Here is a 17,906-nt window from a genome sequence, read left to right on the forward strand (position 1 = left end):
TGATTACCTTGAGGCTATATTTTTAGCGGGATCCGAGTTAGTTGAGTGATAATTAGGCATTCACGCTCTTGCCGTGGTCACACCCCCCCTTCACTGAACTAATCTAGTTATCAAAATTGAAAATAATTATTCGTCAAGAAAGTTAATTAAGCATCTGAATTTCATACCTAAAACTAAAAATCAGCATAAAGTCAATTCACTAAGCGCGCGCTAAGCAGCTTATAAAAGTTGACAGATTAACCGTTGATCACTATAACTACCTACCAGTAGGTAGTTTGATTAACAAATAAACCTCTTTAGCCAATCTAATCCTGAAAACGCTTAGAGACCCTTTTGAAAAACAATGAACCAAAAAGAACGATAGCGAACTATAGAGAGACAGCCATGATAATTTATGACGTAGAAAATTTCCCAAATCCACTTCGTGTACGCATCGCATTAGCGGAAAAAAACGCCCTTGATGCCGTTACTTTCAAACCTGTAGACTTAATGAATGGTGAGCATAGAAGTGATGCATTCTTAGGCAAAAACCCGTTTGCAGGTGTACCAGTACTCGAGTTGGATGATGGTACGTACATCGCGGAATGCCCAGCAATAACAGAGTACATCGACCATCACTTTGCAGGCCCTTCATTGACAGGTGAAACCGCTAAAGAGCGTGCAGTCATCAGCATGATGCAGCGCCGCGCCGAAACCCAAGTGCTTGACGCTATCGCCACTTACTTTCATCATGCGACCGACGGTTTAGGCCCTGAGTTAGAAACGTATCAAAATAGTGATTGGGGTCAAAAACAACATGCACGTGCATTAGCCGGCCTAGCGTATTTTGATGGTGTGCTGGCAACGCAGACCTACGTGGCTGGTGAAGCATTTACCGTGGCCGACATTACACTATGGTGTGGATTAGTATTCGGTGGTTTTTGTAATGTGAGTATTCCTGCTAACTTAACGCACTTACAAGCATGGCACGACCGAGTTGCTAAACGCCCGAGCATTGCGGCCTAACCTTAGCCTTAATTTGAGACTTGGCCTTATTTTCAGCGTACAAATAAGGCTTATACTACCAATTGATTCACTCTGGGGAGTCAGAAGATGAATATTAACGCCGATTTCAGCCAACGTGTTGTGGTTCACAGTCATCAACAACCGTGGGTCGCTTCACCTATGCCAGGGGTTGACCGTAGACCACTTGATCGCGTCGGCGATGAAGTTGCCCGGGCAACGACTATAGTGCGCTATGCGCCAGGTAGCGAGTTCTCACCTCATGTGCATACCGGCGGCGAAGAATTTATTGTGCTTGAAGGGGTGTTTCAGGACCAACATGGTGATTTTCCTGCGGGCTCCTATGTTCGCAACCCGCCTCAGTCGTCACATAAACCGGGCTCTGAACAAGGCTGCGTAATTTTTGTAAAACTATGGCAATTCAACCCAGAAGACAGGCAACACGTGAATGCGCCTGCCCGGGTCGATAGCGATGTTGCATCATTAGCATTTACTGCGCCGAAGACTGGCATAGTGAGCAAAGAACTATATCGCGATGGGTTTGAGGTGGTCAGTGTGTACGAGGTAGCGCCTGAAACCCAGCTCAATCTAGATGCGGTAAAAGGGCTTGAAATACTCATTCTCAATGGTCAATTTAGCGAGGGCAGCGACACGCTAGAAAAGCACAGTTGGCTGCGCTTACCCCTCGGCAGTAAGTTACAGGGTAAAGCTGGAAATAAAGGCGCAAGGTTATGGATAAAAACCGAGCATTTACCTTTTGTAAATAAGCAAATTGCCCGTGTGCAGAATGTAAAATAGCTAACACTATTGGGCTGGTAAGCTGAACGCTTTGTTTTTTTGGCCTTTGGCCTGCGAGCTCAGCGACTTCGTGGTAATTCGAATTTTTACGATAAAAATAACGATAATTTAAGATGGCGAATTAATAGGGTTGTCATGTTAAGCGGTTAAATAGCTTACTCGAACTGGGGGTCAAAAGAGATATCCGCAGCGGATTTTTAATGAAAGGTAAGTTGCTAGTCATATTCACGACCCTCACCACCCTTAATGCTCTGTCTATTTCACTTCAGAGCCTTACATTGCGACAACAACGGGGTTACCCGTTTAATTTTTACATCTAATTTAACGGCTACAGCGCACGCTTTACCACCAGAGCTGAAGACAAAGGTGTATCTAATATATGCCTAAAGTTCTTTCTCAAAGAAGCTGATTGAATGTCCATTTATGTAGCATTAGCATGTTAAGGGTATTAAACGATATCATTAAGTATGTAAATTCATACGAATGCAATGACAAAGCAGTTTATAATAATCTTATACTGGTCAACAGTAGCCAAAGCACAATTACTAATAGACAAGCCTTGCAGTTATCAAGTTTAGTATGGTTTGGCATGTCATTTTACTTCAAATGATTAACGCTAATAACTTATAAAATAATGTTCGTTCATCGAGTTGATTGTTAACCATGTCAAAAATTTTAAGTAACAAACTTCGTATTCTATTTTGCCTTGTACTCATAAACATACTGAATGTGAGCAACGCTCTGGCATCCGATGATATGGTCAAATTTAGTGGTTACGCTACGCTAGGTGCAATTTATAACGATAGTGCGGATCTAGGGTTTCATTCAAACTTTAAAGTGCCCGCTAGAACAGGTTTCTCACTGGCACCGGATTCATTAATTGGTGCTCAAGCGAATATCGAATTTACCCCCCACTGGGACGCTGTTATTCAAGCCGTCTTTCGCGATAAGCTTGATAATAAAGCGCTTAATTATATCGACGTCGGATTTCTTCGTTATCATCTAGGCAGTAATTGGGAGTTTCGCGTTGGGCGGATGAATACCGATATTTATTTTCTATCGGAATATAAATCAGTCGGTTACGCTTATTTGTGGGCTCGGCCACCGTCCGAATTTTATACCAATGTATCTTCAGTATCTCAGTTTGAAGGTGCCGATGTATTATATAAGCGCTCTGTGGGTAAAGGTTTTTTGCAAGTTAAATTAGGTTACGGTGGGTCCGATGCCACTATCGGAACAACAGGTTCAGAAAACGATACGAACATTGTAACTACAGACTCAAACGTAGATATAAAATTTGGTGATATGTTGATGGCATCTGTAGCTTACCAACAAGATAAGTGGCAAATACGTGCGTCGTTTCTCGATTCAAAAATAAAAAATTTCAGCGAAGATTTAGATATCATTGATGACGCTATTGCGTTTTTTCCTCCCACTATTTGGCCTGGCGGACCGATCCTTAGAGACCGGTTTGAATACCGTGGTAAAAAGCAGCAGTTTTATGGTTTGGGCTATCAATACGATGATGGTCTGTGGCTCGTACAATCAGAGATCGGTTTCACGCACTCTTTATGGGATATAATACAAGACAACGTTTCGGGTTATATCAGCGTAGGCTATGAGCCAGAAAATATAACCTACTTCGCTACACTGTCGGCCATTGAGCCTACACGAGGCACGCTAAGTGATAGTGTTGGAGAGATTTCACCTTACGCACCTGACGCGGTGGTAGCCTTAATACAATCCTTTAGCCCATTGATTAGGGCGGCGTTAGATCAAAGTAGGATTAAACAACACACCTTTAGTATTGGGGCAAAATGGCACATTTCACCCGCTGTGGTGGCTAAATTCCAAGTCGATCGCAGCGTGATTGCAGATAACGGTTTCGCATTATGGCAAGTGAACAATAATCTCGATTCAGGGCAAACTGTTAACGTAACGAGCCTTAACGTGAATTGGATATTTTGATATGCGCTTAGCTAATATCCAAATATTAGGCTTTTTATTATCCTTATGCTTGGCCTTCTCTGCTCAAGCTGTAGTTGTGGTGGTCAGCAAACAGAATCCTATTGATTCTTTGAGTAAAAATCAGATTATTGATATTTATATGGGCAGGTATAACACCTTCCCTGATGGGATTTTGGCTAAACCACTGGATCGCACAGCTAACAGCTCTGAAAAGCAGCAGTTCTACCATGCCTTAGTCAATAAAAGTGAGGCAAAAATTAATGCCTATTGGGCACGTTTGCTCTTCTCTGGACGCGCAAGTCCGCCGGGGCGCTTTGATTCAAATGACGAAATGCTTAGTGAATTAAAACGCTCTCACCAGACAATTGGTTATGTTTTAGAATCGGAAGTAGATGATTCTTTGAAAATCGTTTACCGTTTCGATAATAAGTAATTTATTTAAGACTCTTTTAAAATATCAGTACGTCTAAATGCCGCTTTGTAAAGCGCAATCTTTGTCGATAGATAATTTATTCGCGCTTTATTATTCTCATTAACGTTCAAATTGGTGGAATAACCGTCGCTCTTAGTTGCCGTGTTTTTTCCTGTACTCAGCATGTATTTATTTACTCAAAACCAGTTTGATAAGCATTGCATATTTGACTGGAAGTGAAATTTTTAAGCTAGGTTAGATTATAAAAAAGCCTCAGCTAGAATTAGCTGAGGCTCATTAATTATTATCCTGTTTCTATATCAAGCTGCCGAGCTACATAACTAAATAACTGTGGCGTTTCGAAAAACAGTTCAGGTGTGCAGCAGTGGTGGTTAGTTTAACGTGACAAATTCTTCTGCGCTGGTAGGGTGAATAGCGACACAAGCATCGAAATCCGCTTTTGTTGCCCCCATTTTCATAGCGACGCCGAAGCCTTGTAGTATTTCATCCATTCCATAACCAATACCGTGAATACCGACTACTTTTTCCTCTTCGCCAACACAAATCAATTTCATACGTGTCATCTGCCTATGGCTAGTCAGCGCTGTGTACATGGCGGCAAAGCTTGAGTTATACACTTTGACATTATCTTTACCAAATTCAGCATCAGCTTCAAGTTCCGTTAAACCCATGGTGCCTATTGCAGGGTGACTGAACACCACTGTAGGGATTAAATTGTAATCCATATGGGCATCTGTTTGACCGTTGAATAAGCGTTCTGATAATAAGCGTCCTGCTTTTACCGCAACAGGCGTCAGTTCAACTTTACCGATGTTATCGCCAACGGCATAAATGCCTTCAACACTGGTGTTTTGGTACTTATCAACCGCGATATAACCGCGTTGATTAACTGTTACGCCGGCGTTTTCAAGGCCCATATTGTCGTTTGCAGGCGCACGTCCAATTGCCCAAATAACGCAATCAGCTTCTAATTTCTCACCACATTCAAACGTAAGCGTCAGTCTGCCATCTGCATTTTTTTCCAGTTTTTCTGGAATGCGATGCGTATGCAACGTCGGGCCGTCTTGCGCCATCGTTTCAACTAATGTTTCGCTCAGCATGGTATCGAATGAACGCAAAGGCGCATGCTTACGCACTACTAAATGTGTTTTACTGCCCAATGAGTGCAATACTCCGGCTAGTTCAACCGCGATATAACCCGCACCGACGACCACAACTTCTTTAGGCTGCTCGGTTAACTCGAAAAAACCGTCTGAATCTATGCCTAAATCAGCACCAGGGATGCTTGGCGTAACGGGACGACCACCCGTTGCAATAAGAATGTGCTCTGCTGTGTATTGTTTGCCATCAACTTCTACCGTGTTTTTATCGACGAAACGGGCAAAGCCGTTAATAACAGTAATGTCGTTGTTGCCTAAGACTCGATCGTATGAGGCATGAATTCTTTTAATGTATGCTTCGCGACTATCGACTAGCTTTTTCCAATCGAATTTATTGACTGTTACGTCAAACCCATAGTCCGCAGCATAATGGTTAATAGCTTCAGCGACTTGTGCACCGAACCACATCGCTTTCTTAGGTACACAACCTACATTGACGCAAGTACCACCAATATGGCGCGCTTCAATTAACGCCACTTTCTTACCATGCTTCGATGCGCGGTTCGCCGACGCAATGCCACCACTGCCGCCGCCAATACAAATATAATCAAAATCTGCCATTTCTACTTATCCTAAATTATTAAGCTGTAACTACACGATATAAGGTTAGTCTCTATAAAGACAAATGAATTTTCTAATCAGGTTAATCGATAAAAATAAACGTGTGCCCAGTAGACCTTGCGTTAGCGAATTAACTTACACGGAAACTCACTTAAGTGAGGCTAGTCAAACCCTAATGATTTTAGCCTAGATTTATCTAAACACTTGAATTTGTGCTCCTCGCCCCTTACTTAGTACTCATCATTTTGTTGACTAAAGAGTTCACTATGTCCTTAAGCCCGCTGCAAGATTTATCTGGATTACCGCGTTTTTCAGATATTACCCCAGAGCAAATTCAGCCTGCCGTTGAGCAAGCCATTAACGATGCAAAGCAAACGATAGAAACATTGCTCGACCAACCATCTTACACCTGGGACAATTTTGCCGCCAAGCTTGAAGATAAAGATGACGAACTCGGTCGTATGTGGTCGCCCGTTTCACATATGAATTCGGTTGTCAGTAACGACGACTTGCGGGAAGCACACGATGCGTGCCTGCCTTTGTTATCGGATTACGGCACATGGATAGGTCAACATAAGGGCTTGTACCAAGCCTATCTGCAAATTCAAAACAGTGACGAATTTGCTGAACTAGATGAAGCAAAACGTAAGGTCATTGAAATTACAGTGCGTGACTTTGAATTATCTGGTGTGGGCTTAGACGATGAGAAAAAGCAGCGTTATGGCGAAATTAAAAGCCGTCTGTCTGATTTGTCGTCTACCTTTAGCAATAATGTAATGGACGCCACTTTAGGTTGGCAAAAACATATTACTGATGAATCACAGCTCGCAGGTTTACCTGAATCAGCTCTTGGCGCAGCTAAGCAATTAGCACAAAGTAAAGAATTAGAAGGCTGGTTATTTACCCTAGACATACCCAGCTACCTGCCTGTAATGATGCATGCTGATAATCATCTACTGCGTGAAGAAATGTATCGTGCATTCACCACCCGCGCCTCAGATCAAGGCCCAAATGCTGGTAAATGGGACAACGGCCCCCTTATTGATGAAACCATGGCTTTGCGCCAAGAACTGGCTCAGTTGTTAGACTTTGCTAACTATGCAGAGCGTTCACTGGCGACCAAAATGGCTGAATCAACCAGTCAGGTTAAGGGCTTTTTACATGACTTAGCGGCCCGGTCTAAACCCCAAGCTCAGCAAGATCTCGCTGAACTAGCCGACTTTGCAAAAAAACAATTTAACAAACCTGAACTTCAAGCGTGGGATTTTGCCTATTACAGTGAAAAGCTCAAAGAGCAAAAATATGCAATTTCTGACGAGGCATTACGTCCTTATTTCCCCGCTCATAAAGCGGTGGATGGGTTGTTCGAGGTTGTCTCTCGTTTATATGGGCTACAAATCGCTGAACGTGATGGCGTTGACACTTGGCATAACGATGTTCGCTTTTTCGATATCAAAGATGCCAGTGGTGAGCTTCGGGGCAGTTTTTATCTCGATTTATACGCTCGCGAACATAAGCGTGGCGGTGCCTGGATGGACGAATGCCAAACCCGCCGAGCTAAACCAGACGGTACAGTGCAGTTACCGGTTGCTTACTTAACCTGTAATTTCAGTGGTCCAGTTGGTAACAAGCCAGCGTTGTTTACCCACGACGAAGTCATTACCTTATTCCACGAATTCGGCCACGGAATTCACCATATGTTGACCCAAATCGACGTTGCTGGCGTATCGGGTATTAACGGGGTGGCTTGGGACGCAGTTGAATTACCGAGTCAGTTCCTTGAAAACTGGTGTTGGCAGCCTGAAGCCTTAGCATTTATCTCTAGCCACTATGAGACCGGCGAACCTTTACCTCAAGATTTACTGGATAAAATGCTTGCGGCTCGTAACTTCCAATCGGCCATGCAAATGGTTCGACAGCTGGAGTTCAGTCTGTTCGATTTTACCTTGCATGAGAAATACAGCAGTGAGGAAAAAACATCTGTTCAGGCCTTACTCGATGATGTGCGCAGTGAAGTTTCGGTGGTTATGCCTCCTGAATTTAACCGCTTCCAGAATAGTTTTGGGCATATTTTCGCCGGTGGTTATGCAGCAGGTTATTACAGTTATAAATGGGCAGAAGTGCTTTCTTCAGATGCGTTCAGTCGTTTCGAAGAGGAAGGAATTTTTAACCAACAAGTTGGCCAAGATTTCTTGAATAACATTCTTGAAAAAGGTGGCAGTAAAGAGCCTATGGAGCTGTTCGTTGCATTCAGAGGGCGGGAGCCAAAAGTGGATGCTTTGTTACGCCACAGTGGCATTGAAGATTAAGCAAAAGAGAGTCTAATTAAGCAGGAGTCGGGGTGAGCGAGAACATTTTAGCCAATTTAGAAGATTATCAGGCCCTCTATCAGCGTGCCTGTGAGCGCAAGTGTGGCCCTGACGCCGTTGAAAGCTTACTTAGTGATCCATTATCCGATCGAGACGTCGCCCAATTGGGCGATGATCGCTTTTTAGCTGAATTTAGTAAAAAAGTTTTTCAATCCGGCTTTGTATGGCGTGTAGTACGTAACAAGTGGCCGGAGTTTGAACGGTTGTTTTTTGAGTTTAATCTGGACAAAGTATTGCTTATGCCAGAAGAGATGTTGGAACAACGTGCTCAAGATCCGGCGATTATTCGTAACTATAAAAAGGTCAGAACTATTCAAGACAACGCCATGATGATTGACTCGGTACGTCGGGAGCATGGCAGCTTCGCGCAATTTGTAGCAAATTGGCCTGCTACCGATATCATTGGTTTGTGGGCTTATCTTAAGAAACACGGAGCACGATTGGGCGGTAATACTGGCCCTTACGCTTTACGTGCCTTAGGCAAAGACACCTTTATTCTCAGTCGCGATGTCACCAGCTATTTTACTCAGCGTGGTATAATCTCCGGCGGCGTCAACTCAAAGCGCAGCCTTAACGCCATTCAACAAGCATTTAACCAATTGCAACAGCAAAGCGGGCGTTCGATGCAGGCTCTAAGCGTTCTGATAGCCATCAGTGTGGGTGATAACCTCTGAGCGTCATGTCTCAGATTAATATTATTGACGTTAGTTACCTTTTTTAGGTAAATAATCTTTTGCAACGAACTGCACGTATAACAATGTAACTTTTTTAGATTGGCACTGTTTATTTCGTTACACTAGCGCCAAGAGTTTATTAAGGAATTGACATGAGCGTCAGTGAAAACAATGCCACTATAGCGGCCAATCCAAGTGCTAGCCAAGAGCAAACCCAAGAATCTTCTGAAAAAACCCATTTTGGTTTTCAGCAAGTAGATAAAAATGCCAAGGCATCTATGGTTGCCGAGGTTTTTCAGTCAGTTGCGGCCAAATACGATATTATGAACGATGTGATGTCCATGGGTATTCATCGTTTATGGAAGCGTTTTACCATAGATTGCAGTGGAGCTAGAGCTGGCCATAAAGTGCTTGATTTAGCAGGCGGCACAGGTGACTTAACCGCAAAGTTCTCACGCATAGTCGGTGATAGCGGCGAAGTGGTTTTAGCGGATATTAATGATGCTATGTTACGGGTGGGTCGTGACAAATTACGCGACAAAGGCATAGTTGGTAATGTGCAGTACGTGCAAGCCAACGCTGAAGCTTTACCTTTTCCTGACAACAGTTTCGATATTATTACTATTGCCTTTGGATTGCGTAATGTAACCGATAAAGACAAGGCCCTAGCCTCCATGTATCGGGTACTTAAGCCTGGCGGCCGTTTATTGGTATTGGAGTTTTCAAAACCAACGAGTGAAATATTAAATAAAGTCTACGATGCCTATTCTTTTCATTTGCTGCCTAAAATTGGTGAGTTAGTGGCAAAAGACGGCGATAGTTATAAATACCTTGCGGAATCGATTCGCATGCACCCAGAACAAGACGTGCTTAAAGACATGATGCAAGATGCTGGCTTTGAGCAAGTGACTTATCACAATTTAACCGGTGGTATTGTTGCCTTACATCGTGGGTTTAAATTTTAAATGTTAGTCGGGCAACTGCTAAGCGCAGGCATTGAGTTCACCCTTAACCAGCTTGTGCAACTCGATCCTGACTGCCAAGGACGACTGAAAAAGCTGTCTAATAAGCAACTGCAAGTCACCGTAAGAGAATTACCTTGGTCACTGCTGTTTAGTTTTTCCCAGCAAATTGACGTTAGCACGCTTACGCCTAGCGACCAGGAGACTTCAACCGAATCAACAGCTGATTGCCATATCACGTTAGATCTTAGTACGTTGGCCGAACTTAAAGATAGCAGTAAAATCAGTCAGCTTATTCAACAGGGGAAATTGGATTTAGCCGGTGATATAAATGTCGCTCAAGGGTTTAGCAACCTAATGAAAGAACTCGATATTGATTGGGAAGAACAGCTATCTAATTACACCGGCGATGTCGTTGCACATCAAACATTTAGCAGCGTTAAATCATTTTTTAATACCGCCCAACAAGAAATTGAAAAATTAGCTGATCAGTTTAGTACACGTCTAACTCAGCCCGACGCAGTTGCCGTGACGCCAGCAGAAGTAGAAGACTTCTGTGAGCATGTGAATACTTTACGCAGTGACTGCGATAGGCTTGAAGCCCGTATCGATAATTTAATAGCCTCACAACAGGACGACAAGTAACCCGTGCGGATCCTTCGTTTATACCAAATCAATAAAGTTTTTTTACAATACGGCTTAGATGAGCTTATTCCAGAAAAATGGCTACCTTGGTATGCCAAGCTCGGCCGCTTCGGTTTTTTTTGGCTGCGAAATAAACATAAAGATAAATCCCAGGGCGCTCGCATTAGGCTTGCTCTGCAGTCATTAGGTCCGGTATTTATCAAATTCGGCCAGATGCTGTCTACTCGTAAAGACTTATTAAGCCTTGATGTAGCCAACGAACTAGCCATATTGCAAGACCAAGTTGCCCCATTTGATAGCGAGGTGGCCCAGCAAACCATCCGTCACGCCCTTGGCCTAAAAAATTTAAGCGAGTTGTTCAGTGAATTCGATAGCACACCCTTGGCATCAGCGTCCATTGCCCAGGTGCACGCCGCTAAACTAATTGGTCACAGCGAAGAAGTTGTTGTGAAGGTTATTCGTCCAAATATTGGCTCGGCTATTCATGCTGACATCCAATTAATGCGCACATTTGCCAACGCCTTGCAAAAACTTTTACCTGATGGCAAGCGTCTTCGCCCAGTTGAAGTGGTCGCTGAGTACGAAAAAACCATCGTCGGCGAACTCGATTTACTCAATGAAGCTGCCAATGGTATTCAATTTAAACGTAATTTTGAAAACTCTACGGCTTTATATGTTCCGCATATTTACAGTGATTATTGTCATGCAAATGTGATGGTAATGGAACGAATTTATGGTACCCCAATATCCGATATCGCCACCCTAGAAGCGCGCGGCACAAACATGAAAAAGCTTGCTGAGCGTGGTGTTGAGGTGTTTTTTACCCAAGTGTTCAGAGACAGCTTTTTCCATGCAGACATGCATCCTGGAAATATTTTTGTCGCGTTGGACAACCCCGAAGATCCGCAATATATCACTATTGATTATGGCATTGTAGGCACCTTAAACAGTGAAGATAAACGCTATCTTGCTGAGAATTTTATTGCGTTTTTCAACCGTAACTATCGCAAAGTCGCTGAATTACACGTGGATTCTGGCTGGGTGCCTAGTAACACCAGTATTGACGAGTTCGAAGCCTCTATTCGCCGTGTATGTGAGCCTATTTTTCAAAAGCCGTTAGCTGAAATTGAGTTCAGTAATGTGCTATTACAACTGTTTAATACCGCTCGGCGCTTTAATATGATTATTCAGCCACAGTTGGTGTTATTACAGAAAACATTGTTATATATCGAGGGCCTAGGCCGTCAATTATATCCACAACTGGACTTGTGGCAGACCGCAAAACCATTCCTTGAAAATTGGATGCGTGAGCAGATTGGCGTGAAGGCTATGTATAACAAAGTGTCGGCAAATCTGCCATTTTGGTCGGAAAAACTACCTGAAATTCCTGATTTGGTGTACGACTCGCTACGCCAAATAAAGCGCTACCCTGAACAACAGAAATTGCAATTTGAAAAGCAACAATGGCAGGTTAAACAACAACAACGACGCTTAGTGTTTACCATTATCGGTGCCACCTTATTAATCGTATCCAGCGTTATGCCTATCTATAGTCAACATTGGTGGGTACCTGCAGGGGTGGCAACGATAGGCATAGTAAGTTGGTTGATCGCTTGGCGATGCCGAGTTGCTGAATAACCCCAAAAGCAAAACCTGGATGCCATAGCGACCTGCGGCCTATTGAATACCCCAGCGTTTAGCTATGGCCGAAAAAGCCTTCCACTCTTAAAGCTAAACCATAAGAGGGAGCAAAGTGCTCATCTCGTCGCCATAAAATAAAGGGCTCCAATTCATAAAACAACCATTTTCTTAAGGCATTTTGACGCCAACGCACACTGACATAGTGTTCGTTTAATTGGTAGTTTGGCCGACTCAATCCCTCAATATAGTAACCACTAATAATGGCTGTTTTTTCATCAAACTGATGTAGACTTTGCCAACTATGCCGCCATAGCCAGTCTTCAGTTCTGTCGCGGTAGTAAAAATTATTGTCGAAGCGGTATAACGTTGCTGCGGTCGCGCTGTAATCGAATTTAGTTGAAAAGTGGCTTCCAAAACCATCGTCACTGTAATAATAAATTGAGCCTTCGACACGCATTAGCGTATCAGCGGCCAGAGAATAATGATTACGATAACGACTTTTGACGAAAGTTTGAAATCCTCGGCCTATACCAATTCGATGGGAAAACCCACTATTTGGCCTAGATCGCCACTGTAGTGCTAGATTTAATCTGTCTGTATCGCCAAAGCTATCGTTTTGTCCTAGACGCTCATTACCTAACTCAGTTTCGTCATCATAGTCTGACAACACCACATCTAAACGGTTTTTAAGGTTAGGTAAACGCACCCGTACTTTGAAGCGATTTTGGAATTGATTGAGTGAACGTGTACGCGGCTCCCAGCCAAGCCGAATACGGGCTTCAGCCTGAGCAGTTTCTTGATGCATTACCCCGTCGAGAAAAAAGAAATCATCAAACCATATCGCTGAGTCTTGTACTGACTGAGCAATATTTTCATGCATATCATCGAGCCAAGGATAATCTGGCTGTGGCTCGTTCTCTTCCCCGTTGCAGTAAAATGCGCTAAACATAAACAGCAAAACAACATGTTTTATTTTCAATACCGCACTCCCTGTGTTTTAGCTATTACTGTGCATTGAAATGTTTGCTTAATCAAATCCAGTGACCTTTTTAATTTGCTACGTATAATGGGCCTAAATATTTAAGAGGAGTATGTTATGTTCGGTATTAGCCCAATGCAGTTGATCATCATTTTAGTGATTGTAGTTTTACTTTTTGGCACTAAAAAACTTCGTAATATGGGCGGAGACTTGGGGTCTGCAGTAAAAGGATTTAAGAAAGCAATTTCAGATGAAGACAAAGAAAAAGACGCTGATTTTAAAGCAGATGGAAAAGTCGAAGATACCACTACTGACAAAGAAAAAACGGTTCAACATAATGTCAAAAGTGAATCAGATACAAAGGCTAAAAGTGAGTAACGCGAGCATTATCCATGTTTGATATAGGCTTTTTAGAATTATTAGTCATTGGTGTTGTTGCCTTGTTAGTGCTTGGTCCTGAACGTTTGCCCGGTGCAATTCGTTCAACCATGCGCACTGTGCGCAGTGTCAAAAGCATGGCCACAGGTTTTCGTCAGGAAGTTGAGCAACAATTTAAAATCCATGAATTGCATGAGAATCTGAAGAAAGCAGAGCAGCAAGGACTTGAAAACCTATCGCCAGAGCTGCAAAAATCCGTTGATGAACTGCGTGATGCAGCGAAGTCTGTTCAAAAACCTTACGAAAAAAAGTAGTCACGGATGTCAGATCCAAATAGCTTAATTGCCCACTTAGTTGAATTACGGGGCAGAGTCTTAAAAGCGGTATTGAGTGTGTTTGTGGTGTTTTTATGTCTAGTGTATTTTGCCCAAGACTTATATCACTGGCTTGCCACCCCTTTATTAGAGACTTTGCCAGAACACGCAGAAATGATTGCCACAGATGTAGCATCACCATTTTTTGCCCCTTTTAAATTAACCCTCGTACTGTCGTTTTTTATCGCCATACCTGTGGTGTTGTACCAGATTTGGGCATTTATTGCGCCAGGCCTGTATCGCAATGAAAAGCGTTTAGTCGCACCATTGTTATTTTCCAGTACCCTGCTGTTTTACTCCGGTATGGCCTTTGCCTATTACGTGGTATTTCCTTTGGCTTTTGCGTTTTTTACTGGCGTTGCCCCCGAGGGTGTCACCATTAATACCGATATCAGTAGTTATCTCGATTTTGTACTAAAAATCTTTTTTGCCTTTGGTTTATCGTTTGAAATACCGGTGGCTATTGTACTGATGTGTTGGACGGGCGTAAGTACACCTGACGCGTTGCGGGCAAAGCGCCCTTATGTGATCGTGGGTGTGTTTACATTGGGGATGTTGTTAACCCCACCGGATATTATTTCGCAAACCTTGTTGGCGATTCCGATGTGGATACTGTTTGAAATCGGTATTTTGGTCGGGGGTTTTTACGCAAAACGCAAAGTCGAGCCTGAAGAAGAAGAACAAAAAGATAACGAACAGGAGCCATTATGAAAATTTTTGCTATCACACTAGGATTATTTTTTAGTGCGATATCCGGCGTCAATGCGCAAGATATTATAAGCGAACTACACGATTGCCGAGCTGAGAATAACGATACGCTGCGTTTGGCTTGTTATGACAAGCTGTCATCGATAAATTACCAAGATAGTGAACGTCATACCCAGGCGAGTGTTAGCAACAAACCGGCCGTAGTCGTTTCGACTCCACAACCCATTGTTAAAAAAGAAATGGCTAAACCTTTAGCTTCACAAAGCTTCGCGAGTCGAGATAATCAAGTCAAAAACTTCGGGTTGGCAAAAGTCATTGAACCAGAACAAAAAATTGCAAAAATTACTGCTGATGTCATTGATACTAAAAAAGATCCCTACGGTAAACTGATCGTTAGCTTAGAAAATGGGCAGGTATGGCGTCAAACCGGTAACTCTACCTTAAGAATCAAAATTGGCGATCAGGTGTACGTTGAAGAAGGCATACTAGGTTCGTATTTTTTAAGCAAGGAATCGAGCAACAAACGAATTCGCGTGAAGCGGTCTAAATAGCGTGCAATGGTTTGATATTGGCGTAAATATTCCTAATGACCCGAATGCATTAGCCCCCATGCTTGGGCGCGCTGCAGATGTAGGCGTCACGCAAATCATGCTCACGGGTACGAATATCACTACTAGCCAGCAAGCAGCCGACTTAGCGCAACTGCATCCGATGAAAGTTTTCAGTACTGCGGGTATTCACCCTCATTATGCTGAGCTTGCCCCCACTGATTATATTCAAAAGATTAGCACATTGGCAGAGCAACCCCACGTGCTCGCGATTGGCGAGTGTGGTCTAGATTTTAATCGTGACTTTTCGCCTAGAGATATACAACTAGCCGTTTTCGAACAACAACTTATTCTTGCCTGTGAGTTGGGTTTGCCAATATTTCTACACGAGCGCGACGCATTTGATGCTCAATATGCGTTACTAAAAAAATACAGTAAGCAGTTGAATGGCGCCGTTGTGCATTGTTTTACTGGCAATAACGAACAGATGCAGGCTTATCTGGCATTGGGTTTTTATATCGGGATTACGGGATGGGTGACCGATGAGAAACGTGGTATCGACCTCAGAGATGCTATGCCTTATTTACCCCTCGAGCGTTTAATTTTAGAAACGGATGCCCCTTATCTAAAACCGAAAAAATTAGCCAGCGACAAAATTATCGGCGTAAAGCAAAACGAACCTTGTTATTTGCCCGTTATCGCCAAAACGCTGGCATTCCTTATGGATACTTCAATCGAATCATTAGCCAAGCACAGTAAACACAATACTCAACAGCTATTAGCGCTGGGTTAATTGCATTGACTATCAATATGCTATTTCGCAATGTACTCACCCCACCTGCAGCGGTTCAGTTGCTGTCTGTTACCTGCATTTTATTATTTTTGAGCATCGTGTTTTCGATAAAACTACAGACACCCGCGCAATTATCACACAGCACCTTGTTATACCTGCAAGACACTGAACAACAATACCAACTGCACACCTTACCAGACCCCACAAGTAATCAATGGCTTGCGGCGAAAGGTTTTCAGCTTGGCTTACCTATCTCAGACACGCCCTATTGGTTAAGCTTTACTGTTCCCGCACTTGCTAATGCCGAGCACTGGTTATTGGAGTTAAATAACCCTCTAATCGATCACATATCTGTGTGGTTTTTAGAAAACGGTGAATTACTTAATCTTTACCAAGCCGGTGATGAGTTGCCGTTTTCAGCTAGGCCTTTGCCATACGAAACGTTTTTATTTCCACTTCCTAAATACGAACAACAGTTACGAATTATTATGCGTATTAGTAGTGAAGGAACACTGCAATTGCCTATAAACCTATGGCCTGAATCACGATTTTTAGTTTTTAATGGTGAACACAGTATTTTGATAGGGCTATTTTTTGGTGTGTTGATCACGATGGGACTGAGCAGTCTTTTCTTTTTTGTTATCAGCCGTCAGCCCGTATTTTTGTTTTACGCCGGTTATGTTTTTAGCTTCGCTTTACTTTTAGCCTCAATGCAAGGCTTGGGGTATAAATATGTATGGTCAGACAACCCATGGATGCAGAGACACAGCGTGGCAATCTGGGCTAATGCCACGGTTTTTTGTACCATCATATTCACCAATATATTGCTCGATATAAAAAATATCAGTCAACGACTACATAAAATACTGAATGGAATAGCGATATTTTTTGCTATTAGTTTAGTGCTTTCCTTATTGATACCTAAAGCTTGGTTTATGACACCATTTTTATTCGCTCTGGGCACTATTTGTGTGCTGATGTATGGCTTGGGTATTTGGTGTTGGTACAAAAAAGTGCATTTAGCCCGCTTCTACACTTTGGCCTGGACCTCACTATTAATCAGTTGTTTGATTGCGTGCTTGGATCATCTAAACATTATCTCGCTCGCTATTTCATCAAATTATTTGTTGATGTTGGGCGTTATCATTGAAACATTCTTGCTCGCCTTAATGTTAGCCCTAAGCGTAAATCGCCAGCGCAGACAATTGTTCAGCATTCAAAAAGAAGCTCTGCACAAAGAACGATATATGCGCGTGGTACAAGAAAAAGTGTTAGAGCAGCAAAATAATGCCCAAGAAGCACTGGAATATAGTGTTCAAGAGCGCACGTTAGAACTAGAAATTGCCCTGCGCGAATTATCCGAAATTAACCGCGAATTAGAAGAAAAGAATACTCTGGATGCCTTGACCGGTATTCGAAACAGACGCTATTTTGATAAAAAATATCTTGCTGAAGTACGCCGTAGTCGCCGTGAACGCACCGAACTGGTGGTTGCTATGATAGACATTGACCATTTTAAACGAGTAAATGACGAACACGGGCATTTAGTCGGTGATGACTGCATTAAGTTTGTGGCTGAACGCTTGAAAAAAGCCTTGAAACGCCCCACTGATGACGTATGTCGTTACGGCGGCGAAGAGTTTGCTATTATTATGCCTAGCACCGACTTGGCTGGCGCTAAAATTTTATTAGACCATGTACGAACGGATATACACGATAGTCTCGTGTACAGCGCTGGAGCGTCTATTAGCCTAACAGTTAGCATTGGTTTAACTAGCGCCATAATGGATCCCCAGCAAAATGAGGACACCTTGATTGGCTTTGCTGATCAATTGCTTTATCAAGCCAAAAATAATGGACGAAACTGCGTTATCGCCAAACCCTTATCCAATACCGACCCATCTCAATAGGAC

The 17,906-nt window shown here is 42.9% G+C and carries 17 protein-coding genes; 15 read left to right on the forward strand and 2 right to left on the reverse strand.

Annotated elements, in window-relative coordinates; genetic code table 11:
* The first annotated feature begins 384 nt into the window (after positions 1–384).
* The 4 genes from GQS54_RS13065 (at position 385) to GQS54_RS13080 (ending at position 4,201) form a co-directional block, all read left to right on the forward strand.
* Entirely contained in the window at positions 385–1,005 is a 621-nt protein-coding gene (locus GQS54_RS13065; protein WP_166424429.1) for a glutathione S-transferase, read from the forward strand.
* An 87-nt stretch (positions 1,006–1,092) separates the two neighbouring features.
* Positions 1,093–1,800 (forward strand): cupin domain-containing protein, encoded by a 708-nt coding sequence (locus GQS54_RS13070; protein ID WP_166424430.1) that lies wholly within the window; start codon positions 1,093–1,095, stop codon positions 1,798–1,800.
* A 729-nt stretch (positions 1,801–2,529) separates the two neighbouring features.
* Complete coding sequence (locus GQS54_RS13075; protein WP_346766577.1) at positions 2,530–3,768, forward strand: hypothetical protein; 1,239 nt, start codon at positions 2,530–2,532, stop codon at positions 3,766–3,768.
* 1 nt (position 3,769) lies between these two features.
* Positions 3,770–4,201 carry a hypothetical protein gene (locus GQS54_RS13080; protein WP_166424432.1) on the forward strand — a complete coding sequence of 144 codons (432 nt, stop codon included), beginning with the start codon at positions 3,770–3,772 and terminating at the stop codon, positions 4,199–4,201.
* 371 nt (positions 4,202–4,572) lie between these two features.
* Here the strand turns inward: GQS54_RS13080 and gorA are convergent, their stop codons facing one another.
* Positions 4,573–5,922, reverse strand: a complete 1,350-nt coding sequence (gene gorA / locus GQS54_RS13085) for a glutathione-disulfide reductase (RefSeq protein ID WP_166424433.1) — start codon at positions 5,920–5,922, stop codon at positions 4,573–4,575.
* A gap of 266 nt (positions 5,923–6,188) precedes the next feature.
* On the opposite strand from gorA, the gene prlC reads away from it, so the two are divergent.
* The 5 genes from prlC (at position 6,189) to ubiB (ending at position 12,210) form a co-directional block, all read left to right on the forward strand.
* On the forward strand, positions 6,189–8,231 hold the full coding sequence (gene prlC / locus GQS54_RS13090) for an oligopeptidase A (RefSeq protein WP_166424434.1): 2,043 nt from the start codon (positions 6,189–6,191) through the stop codon (positions 8,229–8,231).
* 32 nt (positions 8,232–8,263) lie between these two features.
* Positions 8,264–8,965 carry a DNA-3-methyladenine glycosylase I gene (locus tag GQS54_RS13095; protein ID WP_166424435.1) on the forward strand — a complete coding sequence of 234 codons (702 nt, stop codon included), beginning with the start codon at positions 8,264–8,266 and terminating at the stop codon, positions 8,963–8,965.
* Positions 8,966–9,117: 152 nt separating this feature from the next.
* Positions 9,118–9,930: a bifunctional demethylmenaquinone methyltransferase/2-methoxy-6-polyprenyl-1,4-benzoquinol methylase UbiE gene (gene ubiE, locus GQS54_RS13100; RefSeq protein WP_205967758.1), complete on the forward strand. Its 813-nt coding sequence runs from the start codon at positions 9,118–9,120 to the stop codon at positions 9,928–9,930.
* The gene (locus tag GQS54_RS13105; RefSeq protein ID WP_166424436.1) at positions 9,931–10,572 is read left to right on the forward strand and encodes an SCP2 sterol-binding domain-containing protein; all 642 of its coding nucleotides are present in this window, start codon (positions 9,931–9,933) and stop codon (positions 10,570–10,572) included.
* A gap of 3 nt (positions 10,573–10,575) precedes the next feature.
* On the forward strand, positions 10,576–12,210 hold the full coding sequence (gene ubiB / locus GQS54_RS13110) for a ubiquinone biosynthesis regulatory protein kinase UbiB (protein WP_166424437.1): 1,635 nt from the start codon (positions 10,576–10,578) through the stop codon (positions 12,208–12,210).
* A 58-nt stretch (positions 12,211–12,268) separates the two neighbouring features.
* Here the strand turns inward: ubiB and GQS54_RS13115 are convergent, their stop codons facing one another.
* On the reverse strand, positions 12,269–13,192 hold the full coding sequence (locus tag GQS54_RS13115; RefSeq protein WP_166424438.1) for a hypothetical protein: 924 nt from the start codon (positions 13,190–13,192) through the stop codon (positions 12,269–12,271).
* Between the two features lie 117 nt (positions 13,193–13,309).
* On the opposite strand from GQS54_RS13115, the gene tatA reads away from it, so the two are divergent.
* Genes tatA through GQS54_RS13145 form a run of 6 tightly spaced genes read left to right on the forward strand, consistent with a single transcriptional unit; the run spans position 13,310 to position 17,903 of the window.
* Positions 13,310–13,570: a twin-arginine translocase TatA/TatE family subunit gene (tatA, locus tag GQS54_RS13120; protein WP_166424439.1), complete on the forward strand. Its 261-nt coding sequence runs from the start codon at positions 13,310–13,312 to the stop codon at positions 13,568–13,570.
* 14 nt (positions 13,571–13,584) lie between these two features.
* A complete protein-coding gene (gene tatB / locus GQS54_RS13125; RefSeq protein ID WP_006995013.1) occupies positions 13,585–13,884 on the forward strand; it encodes a Sec-independent protein translocase protein TatB in 300 nt (99 codons plus the stop codon).
* A 6-nt stretch (positions 13,885–13,890) separates the two neighbouring features.
* Positions 13,891–14,655 carry a twin-arginine translocase subunit TatC gene (tatC, locus tag GQS54_RS13130; protein WP_166424440.1) on the forward strand — a complete coding sequence of 255 codons (765 nt, stop codon included), beginning with the start codon at positions 13,891–13,893 and terminating at the stop codon, positions 14,653–14,655.
* Entirely contained in the window at positions 14,652–15,203 is a 552-nt protein-coding gene (locus tag GQS54_RS13135) for a hypothetical protein (protein WP_166424441.1), read from the forward strand. Before tatC ends, GQS54_RS13135 begins: the two co-directional genes overlap by 4 nt.
* Position 15,204: 1 nt before the next feature.
* Positions 15,205–15,993, forward strand: a complete 789-nt coding sequence (locus tag GQS54_RS13140; protein WP_166424442.1) for a TatD family hydrolase — start codon at positions 15,205–15,207, stop codon at positions 15,991–15,993.
* A 17-nt stretch (positions 15,994–16,010) separates the two neighbouring features.
* The gene (locus tag GQS54_RS13145; RefSeq protein ID WP_240919938.1) at positions 16,011–17,903 is read left to right on the forward strand and encodes a diguanylate cyclase; all 1,893 of its coding nucleotides are present in this window, start codon (positions 16,011–16,013) and stop codon (positions 17,901–17,903) included.
* Positions 17,904–17,906 lie beyond the last annotated feature (3 nt).

Origin of the sequence: Paraglaciecola sp. 20A4, from assembly GCF_011378905.1 — a bacterium.
In the GTDB taxonomy this organism is placed as follows: Bacteria; Pseudomonadota; Gammaproteobacteria; order Enterobacterales; family Alteromonadaceae; genus Paraglaciecola.

Excerpts from the sequence above, each read along its gene's own strand:
- GQS54_RS13070 (WP_166424430.1), top strand. The coding sequence starts at position 1,093 with ATGAATATTAACGCCGATTTCAGCCAACGTGTTGTGGTTCACAGTCAT.
- prlC (WP_166424434.1), top strand. The coding sequence starts at position 6,189 with ATGTCCTTAAGCCCGCTGCAAGATTTATCTGGATTACCGCGTTTTTCA.
- ubiE (WP_205967758.1), top strand. The coding sequence starts at position 9,118 with ATGAGCGTCAGTGAAAACAATGCCACTATAGCGGCCAATCCAAGTGCT.
- tatB (WP_006995013.1), top strand. The coding sequence starts at position 13,585 with ATGTTTGATATAGGCTTTTTAGAATTATTAGTCATTGGTGTTGTTGCC.
- tatC (WP_166424440.1), top strand. The coding sequence starts at position 13,891 with ATGTCAGATCCAAATAGCTTAATTGCCCACTTAGTTGAATTACGGGGC.
- GQS54_RS13065 (WP_166424429.1), top strand. The coding sequence starts at position 385 with ATGATAATTTATGACGTAGAAAATTTCCCAAATCCACTTCGTGTACGC.
- GQS54_RS13135 (WP_166424441.1), top strand. The coding sequence starts at position 14,652 with ATGAAAATTTTTGCTATCACACTAGGATTATTTTTTAGTGCGATATCC.
- GQS54_RS13080 (WP_166424432.1), top strand. The coding sequence starts at position 3,770 with ATGCGCTTAGCTAATATCCAAATATTAGGCTTTTTATTATCCTTATGC.
- GQS54_RS13105 (WP_166424436.1), top strand. The coding sequence starts at position 9,931 with ATGTTAGTCGGGCAACTGCTAAGCGCAGGCATTGAGTTCACCCTTAAC.
- GQS54_RS13145 (WP_240919938.1), top strand. The coding sequence starts at position 16,011 with ATGCTATTTCGCAATGTACTCACCCCACCTGCAGCGGTTCAGTTGCTG.
- tatA (WP_166424439.1), top strand. The coding sequence starts at position 13,310 with ATGTTCGGTATTAGCCCAATGCAGTTGATCATCATTTTAGTGATTGTA.
- gorA (WP_166424433.1), bottom strand. The coding sequence starts at position 5,922 with ATGGCAGATTTTGATTATATTTGTATTGGCGGCGGCAGTGGTGGCATT.